Source organism: Thalassospira sp. SN3W, from assembly GCF_038070535.1.
GTDB classification, from domain to species: Bacteria; Pseudomonadota; Alphaproteobacteria; order Rhodospirillales; family Thalassospiraceae; genus Thalassospira; species Thalassospira xiamenensis.
Genome location: NZ_CP121124.1, coordinates 1,201,351 through 1,216,013, shown reverse-complemented (window position 1 = coordinate 1,216,013; position 14,663 = coordinate 1,201,351). Strand labels below are relative to the sequence as shown.

The following is a 14,663-nucleotide window of genomic DNA, read 5'->3' as shown; positions in this document are numbered from 1 at the left end:
CGCTTTGCGATGCGCCAACAAATAAGGCCGCCGGTTTCCCGACGGCCTTTGATTTTTGACGATATCGCGAACGCTTAATGTTCGATATCGCGCCAGATTTTACGTTTCACCGCATAGAGCATCGCTGTCAGAACGATCAGGAACAGCAGAACTTTCATGCCCATTGATTTGCGGGCTTCAAGTTCCGGCTGTGCCGTCCAGTTCAGGAACGCAACCACGTCATGCGCGTGCTGTTCCATGGTCATCGGTGTGCCATCGGTGTACTCGACCGCTTCATCATAAAGCGGCGGTGCCATCGAAATCTGATGACCCGGGAAGTAGTGGTTGTAATACTTGCCTTCCGCAAGGTCGAAGCCCTCAGGTGCTTCTTCCTCGTAACCGGTCAGCAGGGCATAAACATAATCCGGACCATGCAGGCGTGCCTTCGTCATCAATGACAGATCGGGCGGAATCGCACCCCCGTTCGACGCAGCGGCAGCTTTGTCGTTCGGGAAAGGTGACGGGAAATAGTCCGACGCAATACCCGGACGGGTGAACATGTCACCATCATCGTTCGGGCCGTCTTCAATATCGTATTCCGCCGCGATGGCCTTGATCTGGTCTTCGTTAAACCCGATGCCTTCCAGGTTACGGAACGCTATGAAACGAAGACTGTGGCAACCGGCACACACGTTTTTGTAAACCTGGAAACCGCGCTGCATCTGCGCCCGATCATAGGTGCCAAAAAGCCCCTGCCAGCTCCATTCCTGTGCTTCCGGAACCGGAGCGTTGCCTGCGGCCTTTGCCGATGTGCCGGCAAAGGCGCTCAGTGCGAATGCCGCAGCAATGGCGGTCAATGCAAACTTACGCATTTGCGCCTCCCTTGAGTACGGATTCGCTGATGCTGGCCGGAAGCGGTTTGGGCCGTTCCAGTTTACCGACAATCGGCATGACCAGAAGGAAATGCGCGAAGTAGTAAAGCGTTGCCAGCTGGCCAACGGTGATCACTTTAAGCCCTTCGATCCCCAAGAAGTAGTCATCCGGGGCCTTCTTGCCGCAATATCCAAGGATAAAGCAGTCAATGAACAGGATCAGGAAGAACCACTTGTAAACCGGGCGGAACTTCGAGCTGCGCACCTTCGAGGTATCAAGCCACGGAATGACGAACAGAACGATGATGGATGCAAACATCGCAAGCACGCCAAGCAGCTTTGCCGGAATACCGAAGATGGTGAAGTCGATGGACCGCAGGATCGCATAGAACGGCAGGAAGTACCATTCCGGCACGATATGCGGCGGGGTTACCAGCGGGTTCGCCGGGATATAGTTATCCGGCTCGCCAAAGAAGTCGGGCGCAAAGAACACGAAGAACAGGAAGAAGATCAGGAACACGCCCATACCGAACAGATCCTTGATCGTATAGTACGGGTGGAACGCGATCGCATCCTGCGGTGTCTTGATTTCGACGCCGGTCGGGTTGTTCGACCGTACGGTGTGCAGGGCCCAGACATGCAGGACCACAAGGCCAAGGATCACGAACGGCATCAGGTAATGCAGCGAGAAGAACCGGTTGAGAGTCGGGTTATCAACCGAGAAACCGCCCCAAAGCCATGTCACCAGCGGGTCGCCAATGATCGGGAAGGCCGAGAACAGGTTGGTAATAACCGTCGCCCCCCAGAATGACATCTGGCCCCACGGCAGGACATAGCCCATGAACGCGGTCGCCATCATCGCCAGAAGGATCAGGATACCAATCCACCACAGCATTTCACGCGGTGCTTTGTAAGACCCGTAATACAGGCCACGGAAAATATGGATATAGACGCAGATGAAGAACATCGATGCGCCGTTCATGTGGATATAGCGGATCAGCCAGCCATAGTTCACATCACGCATGATGCGCTCGACCGACCAGAACGCCATATCGGCATGCGGGGTGTAATTCATCACCAGGAAAATCCCGGAGAGAATCATCGTCACCAGAACAAAACCGGCCAAAGAACCGAAGTTCCACATATAGGACAGGTTCTTCGGGGTCGGATATTCATAAGCGGAGTGATGCAACATGGAGAAGACCGGAAGACGGTCATCGACCCATTTCACTACCTTGTTATTCCAAACGGGTGCACTCATCTACCTGCTCCTTAGCCGATCTGAACCGACGTGTCGGTGAGGAAGGTGTAGGTCGGCACGACAAGGTTCAGCGGTGCCGGACCTTTGCGGATACGACCGGACGTGTCGTAGTGCGACCCGTGGCACGGACAATACCATCCGTCATAATCACCGCGTGTCTCACCGGTTGCCGTGCCCATCGGAATGCAGCCCAGATGGGTGCAGACACCGACCACGATCAGCCATTCCTTTTTCTGGACACGGGCTTCATCGGATTGCGGATCGACCAGCTCGTTCAAGGAAACCTCTTCGGCTTCATTGATTTCACGTTCGGTACGGTGGCGGATGAATACGGGTTTACCGCGCCACATGACCTTGACGGCCTGACCGACCGGAATATTTGACAGGTTAACTTCGACCGAGGCCAGCGCAAGAACGTCCTTGGACGGGTTCATGCTGTCCACGAACGGCCACAGCGCCATGCCGGTGCCAACAACACCGACTGCCGTGGTCGCCAGGGTCAGAAAATCCCTGCGGTTCTCGTCCGGAGTGTGGTCCCCGGATGATTGCACCGTTTGCGACATAATGTATTCCTCTTTCTGCCCCCAAAACAGGCATGCGGAATGCCCAACTGCACACTTAGGGCAAAGACCTTTAATTTCCATTGATGGAAATCAAACAATGCTTTTGCCCCAAAGCCTTCAGGCCTGAAACCGGGTTCGTATACTAACAAAAAGGGGGTTTGTTAAGGGGAACTTGGAGTTGCAAATTGTTCGCATTCGATTTGCCTATTTGGTTTTGCGGTGCACAATCGAAGCGAACGTAGCGTTTTCTAACAGACTGGCGTATTCACAACCAAGTGGTTATATCCTTGTCTCGTCTTATTCCAAATAAGTCTAATGGCGATATATCGGCGTAATTTTGTAAGTTTTTGCGCCCGGATTTCAGATCGAAAATGTTGCGAGTCTATAAAGCCTTATGAGAATCTGTCTGTTCGAACCCGACATTCCACAAAACACCGGTACCATCCTGCGCATGGCGGCATGTCTCGGGGTTCCCGTCGACATTATCGAACCCTGCGGTTTTCTTCTGACCTCGGCGGCGCTCAAGCGTGCGGGGATGGATTATCTGGGGGCGGCGGATTATACACGCCATGCCGATTGGCGCGGCTTTGTGCAGGCGCGTAATGATGGAACCGTTCCCGGGCGTCTGGTATTGCTGACGACCAAGGGGGCGGTGCCTTATTGCGATTTTGACTATCGACCCGATGATATTCTGATGCTGGGCTCCGAAAGCAGTGGCGTGCCCGATCAGGTGCATGATTATGTCGATGCCCGCGTCGTTATTCCGCTTAAACCCGGAATGCGGTCGCTTAACGTCGCGATGGCTACGGCAATGACATTGGGCGAAGCCCTGCGCCAAACCAACAGCTTCCCGGAGAAGGCCTGATGACCAGCACCGATAACGATCTGATCGTCCAAAAGATCGAAGAGCACAAGGAAACGGCGCGGAACTGGTTCCGACAGTTGCGCGACGAAATCTGTGCCAGTTTCGAGGCGCTCGAAGACAGCTATACCGGACCGCTCGCCGATCAACCGGCCGGGCGGTTTGAACGCAAAAGCTGGGAACGTGGCAAAGATCAGAATGGCGAAGATCAGGGCGGCGGTGAAATGTCGGTCATGAAGGGCCGCGTGTTTGAAAAGGTCGGGGTCAATATTTCGACCGTATATGGCGAATTTTCCGAAAAATTCCGCGCTGAAATTCCCGGTGCGGATAAAAATCCGAATTTCTGGGCAGCGGGCATTTCACTGGTCGCCCATCCCTGTTCGCCCCATGTCCCGGCGGTTCATATGAATACCCGTCATATCGTGACCACCAAGGCATGGTTCGGCGGTGGGGCTGACCTGACCCCGGTATTCCCGCAGGATGCCGACACGGCGGATTTTCACGGCGCGCTGAAGGCGGCCTGTGACGCGCATGACGATGATTATTACGACCGGTTCAAAAAATGGTGCGATGAATATTTCTTCCTGCCGCACCGGAACGAACCGCGCGGGGTGGGCGGGATTTTCTATGATTATCTCGATGCCGACTGGGATGCGGATTTTGCCTTCACACAGGATGTCGGCCGCGCCTTTCGCGACATCTATCCCGAACTGGTCAAACGCCATTACAACAAATCCTGGACCGACGATGAACGCCGTGCCCAATTGATCAAGCGCGGACGCTACGTCGAATTCAACCTACTCCATGATCGCGGCACGCGCTTTGGTCTGATGACCGGCGGCAATACCGAGGCGATCCTGATGTCCCTGCCGCCCGAAGCCAACTGGCCATAAGCCAGAGGGCTTGGGTCTGTTACTGCGATGAAACGGTCGGATGATCCCTATCGATTGTTTCTGCCGTCGCGTTCAATGTGTGCCAGTCCTCGACTTTGGGATGGATGACGCCATTATTCATCAGGCAAAGCCTTATAAAACCATTGTCGCGCAATGTCTTGATACCGCGGTTCAGGGCTTCGATCACCTTGTCGGCATCTTTCAGTTTTCGCGAAACCATGAAATGCTGCGTTTCGGGCAGGGATACCTTTATGCCGGGAATTGGGTAAAGCCATATACCGTCGACTTCCCGGCCCATATCCGGCCGGGATGAAAATTCAAGCAACGTGAAATCGGCACGACCGGCATTGATGATCGAAAACATTTGTTTGACTGTCGCCGCATTGGTCAGGCTTGCCAGTGGCAGACTTTCAAGAACCTGCCAGTCCAGCCGCCAGTTGCGGATGCCCACCGCCCGGAGTGTGTGAATATCTGGCAGGGCGTTATCGGCTTTGCCATCCATAAATCCGCGCGGTGCATAAAGGCCTTTCTCGATCTCGCCTGCTTTTAAAAGCGGATCAGTTTTAAGGAAATCGGCATTTCCGGAAATGTTGAAGGCCCAGTCTGTTTTGATATCGGCCATCCCCGATGCAATCATTTTCCGGCTGCGCTCGGAATTGGGGGATATGACGGGTTCGACCTCGGCCTTGATGCCGCCCGCATGCAGGGCTTCGTGCAGCAGAGTATAATTCATCAGCGAAAGGTTCGATTGATTGCTTTCCCGACATTTTCGGCAATCATCTGATGGGCTGCGAATGCATGCGTCAACACCCTCAATATCCGCCTGCCTTACCGGAAGCCGGATAATCTGGTCCTGCTTCAAGGGCGCCGTACTGGCGCTGGTGGCGAGAAGCATGAACGACGCGGCGATTGTCATCACAGATTGCATGATCCGCATGACGTTCCTCATTCACATTTATTCTTATGTGTTTTCTGTTTTACCGCAGGAAAAAGTAAAAAACTATCCAAAAGTATTAGTTTTAAGGGGCGCTTTTCAATCGGCATGTCAGCGTCTCAGGTTTCGTTGATCAGCCAATCCAGAAGGGCGGCGGTTGTGCCGTGGGCCGACGGGCTTGGCACCAGCCAGTATCCCCGATCATGGCGGCTGATTTCGGGGCCTACCTGTATCAGGCTGCCCTGCGCCAGATGATGATCGACAAGCCCGATCCAGCCCAGTGCCAGTCCCTGTTCGGCAAGGGCTGCCTGAATGACAAAGCCGTATGTGTTCAGGCCCAGATCGCCCTGTTCGGGTTCGCGGGCAACCCCGTGTGCCGCCAGCCACGTCGCCCATGTCAGCCAGCGGGCCTTTTCCGTAGTTTCAAGATGCAGCAACGGCACATTGGCACATTGTGCCGGATCGTCGAACGGGCCATATCGTTCAAGGAAACCGGGTGCGCAGACCGGCACGACGCGTTCGGGAATCAGAAGCTTTGCGCTTGGCGGAAAATCGCCCCTGGCGCCGAACACCATCGCCGCATCGGTATCGCGTTCCAGTTCGTCCTCAAGACTTTGCGACGCCACGATATGCACTTCGGCCTTGGGATGCCGGCGACGGAAATCCGCCACGCGCGGCATCAGCCAGAAGGCGGCAAAACCATAATCGGTAAAAATCCGGATCGCCGGATCGCGCGCCTTGCGCAACGTTTCCTGTGCCGCGTCATCGATGCGTTCCACACTTGCCCGCACCGCCCGAAACAGAACCTCGCCCGCTTCGGTCAACCGGCTGCCGCCCTGTGATCGGTGGAAAAGCGACAGGCCAAGCTGCTCCTCCACCCGCCGGATCTGATAGGTCACGGCGGGCTGTGTCAGGCCAAGTTCCTGTGCGGCCCGTGTCAGGCTGCCCAGTCGGCCAACCGCGTCAAAAGTCCGAAGCCATCCAAGGTCAAGATGTCGCTGGGCCATAAAGAATCTTTATAATAGCAATTAAAAAACACCGGCTTTCGCCATGGGTCGATTTGTGAATTTAATGGAGCATATCAGATCAGCATCAAAAAGAATAAGCGGAGCTTCGCCAGAATGTCGGACCACTTCCCTGCCATCACGCAGTTCCTTGCGGTGTCGGATCGTTCTGGCTGGTGCTGTCCGTCTTTTTCCGCGTGATACCCGTTAAAAAGCAGTACATTAAATGAAACGCCCGAATATCCTTATCGTGATGGCCGACCAGCTAAACGGAACGCTTTTCCCCGATGGCCCGGCTGAATTCCTCCATACCCCGCATCTTTCCGCGCTTGCGGCCCGGTCTGCGCGGTTTCGCAATTGCTATACCGCATCTCCGCTGTGTGCGCCGGGGCGGGCATCCTTCATGGCCGGACAATTGCCCAGTCGCACCCGGGTCTATGACAACGCAGCCGAATTCTGTTCCGACATTCCGACCTACGCCCATCATTTGCGCCGCGCGGGATATCACACCTGCCTGTCGGGCAAGATGCATTTTGTCGGCCCCGATCAGTTGCATGGCTTCGAAGAACGTCTGACCACCGATATTTATCCCGCCGATTTCGGCTGGACGCCCGATTATCGCAAGCCGGGCGAACGCATCGACTGGTGGTATCATAATCTGGGTTCTGTCACCGGGGCCGGCGTGGGCGAGATTTCCAACCAGATGGAATATGATGACGAGGTCGCCTATCACGCCACCCACAAGCTGTATGACCTGGCCCGGGGCAAGGATGACCGCCCATGGTGCCTGACCGTCAGCTTCACCCATCCCCATGATCCTTACGTCGCGCGCAGGAAATTCTGGGACCTTTACGAAGACTGCCCGGCGCTGGAACCCTCCGTTTCGGCGATCCCGTTTGATGAACAGGATGCCCATTCAAAACGGCTGATGGCGGCGTGCGACCATACCGCCTTTGACATTACCGATGACAATATCCGCCGGTCGCGCCGCGCCTATTTCGCCAATATTTCCTATATTGATGACAAGATCGGCGACATCATCGATGTGCTCGAACGCACCCGGCAGGTGGATAACACCATCATTCTGTTCCTGTCCGATCATGGTGATATGCTGGGTGATCGCGGTCTTTGGTTTAAAATGAGCTTCTTCGAAGGTTCGGCACGTGTGCCCTTGATGATGGCGGGGCCGAACATCACACCGGGCAGCTACACCGATCCGGTATCGACCCTTGATGTCACTCCGACCCTTGCCGAACTGGCCGGTATCTCGCTTGACGATGTCATGCCCTGGACCGATGGCATCAGCCTCGTGCCCGGCTTTTTCGGCACCCGGCGTAGCGAACCCGTTCTGATGGAATACGCCGCCGAGGGATCAAACGCCCCGCTGGTCTGCATTCGCGACGGGCGCTGGAAATACGTTTATTGCGAACTCGATCCCGAACAGCTTTTCGATCTTGAAACCGATCCGGACGAATTGCGCAATCTGGCCCCCGATCCGGCATATGCCCGGCAGATTGATGCGTTCCGCAAGCAGCGCGATGCGCGCTGGGACATGGCGGCATTTGACAGTGCGGTTCGTGAAAGTCAGGCCCGGCGCTGGATCGTTTATCAATCGCTTCGCAACGGCGCCTATTTCCCGTGGGATTACCAGCCCCTGCAAAAGGCATCCGAACGCTATATGCGCAATCACATGGACCTCAATCAGCTGGAAGAGAGCCAACGCTTCCCGCGTGGGGAATAGATATCTGCGATATACCAGAACTGCCTTGGGGATGATCCGGCTTAAGGAGACGGCTGACCCTGGTCATGGGTTTGACCGCTATAGCCGGTTTGCGCCATCGATGGACGGGCGCAGAAATCCTCATACCATTGGCTCAGCCTCGGGCGACCGGTTCTGAAATCGGCCAGTTCGCGAAACGCGATCCAGTCAAGCCCGGTCGCGAGCGCGATATGACCTCCATTGAGCGGCGCTTTGGGATCAAGTTCGTTTTCCAGATAGTCAAATGCTTCGATCAGCTTGGTTTTCTGTCCCTCGGCCAGCGGCGGGTGCCGCAGGTTTTCCGGGCGACGATTGGTTTCCCAGCGATAAGCCACACCGGCATCACAGATACCCTGCGCCAATGCCTGCAAACGCAGCACCTGCCAGCGTTCCGTGCCCGCCACCGGGATCAGCTTCCGACCGGTATGCAGGCTATCAAGATACTCGCAGATCACGTCCGAATCAAACAGGGCCATGCCATCTGGCAGGATCAGAACCGGGACCTTGCCCAGCGGATTGGCTCTAAAAACCCGGTCATTGCGATTGGTCGGGCTGGTTTCCTGATGGATGACCTCGATCCGGTCGCCCAATCCGCATTCAAGGGCAAAGACCAGTGCCTTGCGCGCAAATGGGGAATGGGTCTGATACAGCAGGGTATGATTGCCGTTTTGTATATCATCAGACTTTTGTGAAAATGGCGTCGTCATGATGCGTTTTGTCCCTGGATCAAAAAATAGCCCGGCAAACGGATGCCAGGCTATTTTTCATTAAAAGTGAATAATCGGGCTGATTATTGAATTTTACTACTCGGCGGCAACAGTTTCTTTTTCACCGCGCACCAGCGCCATATAGTCTTCCATCAGCGTCTTGCAGACATGGGCCGGGGTGAAGGTGTAATCGGCGATGGAGGCCACCGGGGTCACTTCGGCTGCCGTCCCGGTGAGGAAGCATTCCTCGAATTCGGCCATTTCTTCGGGCATGATCGCCCGTTCAATCACCTCGAAACCGCGCGCTTTGGCAAGCCCGATCACGGTGCGGCGCGTAATACCATCCAGGAAGCAATCCGGGGTCGGGGTATGGATTTTGCCGTCCTTGACAAAGAACACGTTCGCCCCGGTCGCCTCGGCAATCTGACCGCGGTAGTCAAGCATCAGCGCATCGGCAAAACCGTTGCGTTCCGCTTCATGTTTCGACAGGGTGCAGATCATGTAAAGACCGGCTGCCTTGGCCGAAGTCGGCGCGGTATTCGGGGCCGGACGGGCCCATTTCGAAAGCGCCAGACGGATGCCTTTCAGGCGTTCTTCCGGTTTGAAATAGCTGGGCCATTCCCATGTGGCAATCGCGACATTGATGCGCGTGGTCTGGGCTGAAACGCCCATCATTTCACTGCCGCGCCATGCTATACGACGGATATAGCCATCGGTGATATTGTTGGCCGCAAGCGTTTCAATGACCGCATCATCAAGTTCGGCCGCGCTGTAAGGCACTTTCATATCGAGAATCTCACCCGATTTGATCAGACGCTGGCCATGTTCGGCAAGTTTGAACACTTTGCCGTTATAAGCCCGTTCCCCTTCGAAGACAGCACTGCCATAATGGACCGCATGGCTCAGCACATGGAGGGTGCTTTCACGCCAGGGTTTAAGTTCGCCATTATACCAGATAAAACCATCACGGTTGTCGAAGGTCGGAGTGATCATTTGCCAGATTCCAATTCAAAAGGGCACTTGGACGTAACTTTATGTCCTTAATTGTCTGGCCGGAGTAACATTCATCGATTAATATGTCAATATAACTGACATAACGGAAAAGCATGGCTGATATCTCAACACGCAAGGTAAACCCGCTTTTTCTGCGGGAAGAAGAGCTTAGGCAAGGTATTGAACTGCTGTTCTATGCCTATCGCGATTTCACGGCAGTGGCAGATCAGATACTTGAGCAATATAATTTCGGTCGCGCCCACCACCGGGTCATTTATTTCGTCAGCCGCAACCCCGGCATTACGGTAAGCGAGCTTCTGTCGATTCTTAAAATTACCAAACAGTCCCTGTCGCGTGTTTTGGGCCAACTGGTGCGCGAAGGCTTCATCGATCAGAAAACCGGTGTGCAGGATCGTCGCCAGCGGCTTTTGACCCTGACGGAAAAGGGCGAAGCGCTGGAACGTGAACTGACCGAAAATCAGCGCAGCCTGATCGCGGCCGCCTATCGCGAAGCCGGGGCCGAAGCGGTTGAGGGTTTTCGCAAGGTGATGCTGGGCATGCTCGAAGAACCCGACCGGGCCCGTTTCACCGATGACAGCCCGCCCGGTATGCGCCGGCGGGCGAGTTAGCGATGTTTCGTTAAAATTTTTTATCGCGATAATCACCGGATCAGGATGCTGACCTGATCCGGTGTCTTTTGGACAGATACAATTTTGAAACTTTTTTTTGCCTAACTCGCATAGGATAAAGCGTTTCAGATGTTCAGGTTTCAGGAGAGCCGTGTATGAGCCGTCACGATCAGCCGCACATTCTTGTGGTCGATGACGATGACCGTCTGCGGGATTTGCTGACCCGTTATCTGGGCGAAAACGGCTTTGTGGTTTCGGCCGCGCGAAATGCTGCTGAAGCGCGATCCAGCCTTGCCGGCATGCAGTTTGATCTTCTGGTGCTGGATGTTCTGATGCCCGGAGAGAAGGGGGTTGACCTTGCGCGTAGCTTACGCGGCGAGGGGACGAAGGTGCCGATCCTTCTGCTGACAGCACTTTCGGAAACCGAAGACCGCATTTCCGGGCTTGAGGCGGGGGCGGATGATTACCTTGCCAAACCGTTCGAGCCCCGTGAGCTTGTCCTTCGGATCGAAGCCATTTTGCGTCGCTATGCCCAAGTACCAGCGCCGTCAGATGAGAACGCGCGCGATGACAAATCCACCATGGCGCAGTTTGGCAACTTCACCTTTGACCTCAGTCGGATGACGTTGCAGCGCGGATCGGAGCATATCTATCTGACAAGTGCCGAGCAGGCGCTTCTGGCCGCTCTTGTCCGCAGGCGCGGTGAAACAACAACGCGTGAAGACCTTCACCAGATGATGGGCGGAAATGCCGTTGATCCCGGCGCATCGCGCAGCATTGATGTGCAGGTGACGCGCCTTCGGCGCAAGTTCGAGGAAGACCCGAAACAACCAAGATACTTGCAGACGGTACGCGGACGGGGCTATGTCCTGTATGTTGATTAACACAGATTGGCCGAACCGCCGACTGGCCAGTGACGGATAGGGATTAAGGGCTTTGGGCAGCGAAAACGCAGGATGGATCAAGTCACTTATGCCGAAAGGTCTTTTGGGCCGGTCGCTTCTGATCCTGATGACGCCGATGCTGCTGTTGCAGATCGTCACCGTGCTGATCTTTTTCGAACGGCATTGGGATACGGTCGCGCGCCAGCTAAGCCGTGGTCTTGCCGGTGATGTTGTTTTCGTCATTGATTATCTTGGCGAATATCCGGATGCGGAGCATTTTGAGTGGCTGCAGCATTCCGCACGCATGCGTTTGCAGCTTGATATCCTGTTTGAGCCCGATGAAATCCTTGAGCAGCAGATTACCCAACCGCCTTTCGGGCTGGTGTCGCAGGAGCTGTTCACCGCGTTGGATGAGCGTCTGGAGCGCCCATTCTTCTTTGATCTTGATATCGATAATCGCCAGCTTGAAATTCGGGTACAATTGAAGGACGGAGTCATTTCCATCATTGCCCCGCGAAAGCGTCTTTATTCTTCGACGACTTATATCTTCTTTATGTGGATCGCGGGTTCCGCTCTGATCCTGTATGGCGTTGCCGTGATGTTCATGCGCAATCAGGTCCGCCCGATCCGTCGTCTTGCCAAGGCCGCCGATCAGTTTGGTCGCGGTGTGGAAGTTGACACCTTCAAACCCGAAGGTGCGGCCGAGGTGCGATTGGCGGCATCTTCCTTCATTTCGATGCGTGATCGTATTGCACGGCACTTGTCGCAACGGACCGCTTTGCTGGCCGGGGTGTCGCATGATCTTCGCACGCCGCTGACGCGCATGAAGCTGGAACTGGCGATGCAGGGTTCGTTGCCCGGTGTTGACGCGCTTAAGCAGGATGTTGTCGACATGGAACGTATGGTCGATGCCTATCTTGCGTTTGCGCGCGGCGAAGAAGGCGAAAAGGCCGTGCCAACCGATATTGGCAAGCTGATTACCGATCAGGTTGGGGAAGCACTGCGCGATGGTCAGCAGATTGATCTGCATATCGCCGATAGTCTGGAAATGGAACTGCGTCCGCAATCCGTGCGGCGTTGTCTTGCCAATATCATGTCCAATGCCGGGCGCTATGCCAATAACCTGTCGGTTCGCGCCGGACGTCGCGGGCAGGATTATGAAATTGTCTTTGACGATGATGGTCCGGGTATTCCGGTTGACAAGCGCGAAGACGTTTTCAAGCCGTTCTATCGTCTTGAGGAATCGCGTAATCAGGCGACGGGGGGGGTCGGTCTTGGCATGACAATTGCGCGCGATTCAGCGCGTGGCCATGGCGGTGATGTCTACCTTGAAGATGCGCCGGGCGGTGGGCTTCGCGTCCGTCTTGTCCTGCCGATCGGGCATTAAGCGTCTTTGGAATGGTAAGCAGAAAGTTCCAAGCCCCGCCGTGCCGCGGGGCTTCTTGTTTTGGGGTTGAGGTGTTTCAGAAGAAAGTCGCGATTTCTGAAAGGTCTTTTTTCTCGGTCGCGTGTTTCGGGATCGTTGCATCCGCTGCCGGATATCCGGTGACCAGAAGGATATAGGGCTTGTTGTGGTCCGGGCGTTGGCAGATTTCGGTCAGGAAGCTCATCGGGTTTGGCGTATGTGTCAGTGTCGCAAGCCCCGCACGATGCAGGGCGGCAATCAGAAAGCCGGTTGCGATGGAAACGGATTCCGGCACGTAATAGTTTTTGCGCAACTTCCCGTCAGCCGACGCACTTTTACGTTCGCCGAAAATGCAAATCAGCCATGGTGCGATTTCCAGAAACGGTTTGCTGTCATCCGTGCCCAAGGGGCGAAGAGCTTCGATCCATTCTTCGCCAGCGCGGCCGGCATAAAATGCGCGTTCTTCTTCCTCGGCGGCGGTGCGGATTTTCTTTTTCATCGCCGGATCGCCGATAACCGAAAAATGCCATGGCTGATGGTTGGCGCCATTGGGGGCCGTACCCGCCGCGCGAATGCATGTTTCGATGATGTCGCGTGGCACCGGCCGATCCGAAAATTCACGTACCGTGTGGCGTGTACGGATTTCATCATAAAATGCCTGCGCACCAAGGCGCATCTCGTCAAGCGGTCGTTCCTGATAATCGGGCAACGGGATTGGCAAAAATTCGGTGGTCGGGGTGGGGCGGGTTGTCATGGTGCTCTCTAATATTTGTTTGTTTAAATTGTCAGACAATTGTAATCGAGGGAATTCGGGGATGCAAGTTTCATGTCCAGCGCCGATGAGGGAGTTGATGAAGGACCCACGATAGACTGGTAATCTGGTTCGGAGATGTGCCGTGAGGTGGGGTTCTATGCGGTCGCACATCCGGCAAGGGATCGGGTTGGCAGGGGGAATAGCCGTCAGTCTGCCGGGCTTTCGGCGAAATGATTGTCAGGCAGCGATTGCACCAATTGGCGCGAATGATCGACATGATCAATCATGATGGCCTCGGCTTTGGCGGCATCCCCGCTGCGAACTGCATCAACAATGTCGCGATGCCGGGTATTGGTTTGCAGGACCTTGTCATCAGCGACCAGAACGCGGAATTGCAGCCAATAAACACTGTTGGAAATCCGTCGCAACTGTTCACATAAAAGCGCGTTGCCGGTGACATCGGCAAACAGCATATGGAAGGCAAGGTTGTGGCGCGACATGGCGGCAAGGTCGTTGCGGGTTTCGGCAGTGTCCAGCTCGGCCTGGATGGCAAGCAATTTCGACGCATCGTTTTGAAGTGTCGGGGTTGCCAGCCGCACGGCAAGGCCTTCAAGCGCACCCCGCACGATAAACAGATCATCGACTTCGCGTCGTGTCATGTGGCGCACGCTGACCCCGCGATAGGGTTGGCTGTGCAGTAGCCCGTCTGCGGTCAATTGACGAAAGGCTTCGCGAACGGATGGACGGCTGACGCCAAGGCGTTTGGCAAAATCGATTTCCGTCAGACGTTGCCCCGGTACCAAGCGCCCGTCGCGCACTGCATTGGTGATGGCATCTGAAACCTGCTGAACGGTCAGACTATCGTTTGGTAATGCGGCGGTTTCTGTCATTTTTCACCGGATTGCGATGGATCATTGCCGTGCGGCGCATCGTAGCCTATCTATGGGGCAGTTCGCGTTTGCGATATAGACCTGATGCGATTATCGTGCACTATTGTCAGACAATATTCTACACTTAATTTGTATATTTCTATGTTGTCTTGCATAAAAATACACAAATGATGAATGTTTTCTTGCGATATACGTTTGATTGATGTTAAATCGCGTCAACTTGGCATGGATATGGTGCTGGGAAAGTGTGTCCGTCGTTCCCGCCACGGTCCAG

At 55.0% G+C, this 14,663-nt stretch carries 15 protein-coding genes; 6 read left to right on the top strand and 9 right to left on the bottom strand.

Annotation, left to right across the window (positions count from 1 at the left end; translation table 11 throughout):
• Positions 1-74: 74 nt before the first annotated feature.
• Genes P8T57_RS05400 through petA form a run of 3 tightly spaced genes read right to left on the bottom strand, consistent with a single transcriptional unit; the run spans position 75 to position 2,675 of the window.
• Complete coding sequence (locus P8T57_RS05400) at positions 75-851, bottom strand: cytochrome c1 (protein ID WP_007090113.1); 777 nt, start codon at positions 849-851, stop codon at positions 75-77.
• Complete coding sequence (locus P8T57_RS05395) at positions 844-2,112, bottom strand: cytochrome b N-terminal domain-containing protein (RefSeq protein ID WP_007090112.1); 1,269 nt, start codon at positions 2,110-2,112, stop codon at positions 844-846. Before P8T57_RS05395 ends, P8T57_RS05400 begins: the two co-directional genes overlap by 8 nt.
• An 11-nt stretch (positions 2,113-2,123) precedes the next feature.
• On the bottom strand, positions 2,124-2,675 hold the full coding sequence (gene petA / locus P8T57_RS05390; RefSeq protein ID WP_007090111.1) for a ubiquinol-cytochrome c reductase iron-sulfur subunit: 552 nt from the start codon (positions 2,673-2,675) through the stop codon (positions 2,124-2,126).
• 394 nt (positions 2,676-3,069) lie between these two features.
• On the opposite strand from petA, the gene P8T57_RS05385 reads away from it, so the two are divergent.
• Positions 3,070-3,540, top strand: coding sequence for a tRNA (cytidine(34)-2'-O)-methyltransferase (locus P8T57_RS05385; protein WP_007090110.1), 471 nt, complete (start codon positions 3,070-3,072; stop codon positions 3,538-3,540).
• Positions 3,540-4,430 carry an oxygen-dependent coproporphyrinogen oxidase gene (hemF, locus tag P8T57_RS05380; protein ID WP_341364824.1) on the top strand — a complete coding sequence of 297 codons (891 nt, stop codon included), beginning with the start codon at positions 3,540-3,542 and terminating at the stop codon, positions 4,428-4,430. The genes P8T57_RS05385 and hemF overlap by 1 nt, the downstream gene beginning before the upstream one ends.
• Positions 4,431-4,449: 19 nt before the next feature.
• Here hemF and P8T57_RS05375 read toward each other — a convergent pair whose 3' ends face one another.
• Positions 4,450-5,163, bottom strand: coding sequence for a hypothetical protein (locus P8T57_RS05375; protein WP_341364823.1), 714 nt, complete (start codon positions 5,161-5,163; stop codon positions 4,450-4,452).
• Between the two features lie 320 nt (positions 5,164-5,483).
• Positions 5,484-6,371, bottom strand: a complete 888-nt coding sequence (locus P8T57_RS05370) for a LysR substrate-binding domain-containing protein (protein ID WP_341364822.1) — start codon at positions 6,369-6,371, stop codon at positions 5,484-5,486.
• A 223-nt stretch (positions 6,372-6,594) separates the two neighbouring features.
• On the opposite strand from P8T57_RS05370, the gene betC reads away from it, so the two are divergent.
• Positions 6,595-8,109 carry a choline-sulfatase gene (gene betC, locus P8T57_RS05365; protein WP_341364821.1) on the top strand — a complete coding sequence of 505 codons (1,515 nt, stop codon included), beginning with the start codon at positions 6,595-6,597 and terminating at the stop codon, positions 8,107-8,109.
• Positions 8,110-8,150: 41 nt separating this feature from the next.
• Here the strand turns inward: betC and P8T57_RS05360 are convergent, their stop codons facing one another.
• The gene (locus P8T57_RS05360; protein WP_341364820.1) at positions 8,151-8,834 is read right to left on the bottom strand and encodes a glutathione S-transferase; all 684 of its coding nucleotides are present in this window, start codon (positions 8,832-8,834) and stop codon (positions 8,151-8,153) included.
• A gap of 96 nt (positions 8,835-8,930) precedes the next feature.
• Complete coding sequence (locus P8T57_RS05355) at positions 8,931-9,827, bottom strand: branched-chain amino acid aminotransferase (protein WP_341364819.1); 897 nt, start codon at positions 9,825-9,827, stop codon at positions 8,931-8,933.
• Between the two features lie 113 nt (positions 9,828-9,940).
• Here P8T57_RS05355 and P8T57_RS05350 point away from each other — a divergent pair, with 113 nt between their 5' ends.
• The 3 genes from P8T57_RS05350 (at position 9,941) to P8T57_RS05340 (ending at position 12,727) form a co-directional block, all read left to right on the top strand.
• Positions 9,941-10,456: a MarR family transcriptional regulator gene (locus P8T57_RS05350; protein WP_007090103.1), complete on the top strand. Its 516-nt coding sequence runs from the start codon at positions 9,941-9,943 to the stop codon at positions 10,454-10,456.
• Positions 10,457-10,611: 155 nt separating this feature from the next.
• Positions 10,612-11,340: a response regulator gene (locus tag P8T57_RS05345; protein ID WP_065701715.1), complete on the top strand. Its 729-nt coding sequence runs from the start codon at positions 10,612-10,614 to the stop codon at positions 11,338-11,340.
• Between the two features lie 88 nt (positions 11,341-11,428).
• Positions 11,429-12,727, top strand: a complete 1,299-nt coding sequence (locus P8T57_RS05340) for an ATP-binding protein (RefSeq protein WP_341364818.1) — start codon at positions 11,429-11,431, stop codon at positions 12,725-12,727.
• Between the two features lie 76 nt (positions 12,728-12,803).
• On the opposite strand, the gene P8T57_RS05335 is transcribed toward P8T57_RS05340, so the two are convergent.
• Together P8T57_RS05335 and P8T57_RS05330 are read right to left on the bottom strand one after the other, a co-directional pair.
• Positions 12,804-13,499, bottom strand: a complete 696-nt coding sequence (locus tag P8T57_RS05335) for a nitroreductase family protein (protein ID WP_007090100.1) — start codon at positions 13,497-13,499, stop codon at positions 12,804-12,806.
• A gap of 206 nt (positions 13,500-13,705) precedes the next feature.
• Entirely contained in the window at positions 13,706-14,389 is a 684-nt protein-coding gene (locus tag P8T57_RS05330; protein WP_341364817.1) for a GntR family transcriptional regulator, read from the bottom strand.
• Positions 14,390-14,663 lie beyond the last annotated feature (274 nt).

What these genes read in the sequence shown, in the direction of transcription:
- P8T57_RS05400 (WP_007090113.1), bottom strand. Translation starts at nt 851, where the DNA reads ATGCGTAAGTTTGCATTGACCGCCATTGCTGCGGCATTCGCACTGAGC.
- P8T57_RS05395 (WP_007090112.1), bottom strand. Translation starts at nt 2,112, where the DNA reads ATGAGTGCACCCGTTTGGAATAACAAGGTAGTGAAATGGGTCGATGAC.
- petA (WP_007090111.1), bottom strand. Translation starts at nt 2,675, where the DNA reads ATGTCGCAAACGGTGCAATCATCCGGGGACCACACTCCGGACGAGAAC.
- P8T57_RS05385 (WP_007090110.1), top strand. Translation starts at nt 3,070, where the DNA reads ATGAGAATCTGTCTGTTCGAACCCGACATTCCACAAAACACCGGTACC.
- hemF (WP_341364824.1), top strand. Translation starts at nt 3,540, where the DNA reads ATGACCAGCACCGATAACGATCTGATCGTCCAAAAGATCGAAGAGCAC.
- P8T57_RS05375 (WP_341364823.1), bottom strand. Translation starts at nt 5,163, where the DNA reads ATGAATTATACTCTGCTGCACGAAGCCCTGCATGCGGGCGGCATCAAG.
- P8T57_RS05370 (WP_341364822.1), bottom strand. Translation starts at nt 6,371, where the DNA reads ATGGCCCAGCGACATCTTGACCTTGGATGGCTTCGGACTTTTGACGCG.
- betC (WP_341364821.1), top strand. Translation starts at nt 6,595, where the DNA reads ATGAAACGCCCGAATATCCTTATCGTGATGGCCGACCAGCTAAACGGA.
- P8T57_RS05360 (WP_341364820.1), bottom strand. Translation starts at nt 8,834, where the DNA reads ATGACGACGCCATTTTCACAAAAGTCTGATGATATACAAAACGGCAAT.
- P8T57_RS05355 (WP_341364819.1), bottom strand. Translation starts at nt 9,827, where the DNA reads ATGATCACTCCGACCTTCGACAACCGTGATGGTTTTATCTGGTATAAT.
- P8T57_RS05350 (WP_007090103.1), top strand. Translation starts at nt 9,941, where the DNA reads ATGGCTGATATCTCAACACGCAAGGTAAACCCGCTTTTTCTGCGGGAA.
- P8T57_RS05345 (WP_065701715.1), top strand. Translation starts at nt 10,612, where the DNA reads ATGAGCCGTCACGATCAGCCGCACATTCTTGTGGTCGATGACGATGAC.
- P8T57_RS05340 (WP_341364818.1), top strand. Translation starts at nt 11,429, where the DNA reads ATGCCGAAAGGTCTTTTGGGCCGGTCGCTTCTGATCCTGATGACGCCG.
- P8T57_RS05335 (WP_007090100.1), bottom strand. Translation starts at nt 13,499, where the DNA reads ATGACAACCCGCCCCACCCCGACCACCGAATTTTTGCCAATCCCGTTG.
- P8T57_RS05330 (WP_341364817.1), bottom strand. Translation starts at nt 14,389, where the DNA reads ATGACAGAAACCGCCGCATTACCAAACGATAGTCTGACCGTTCAGCAG.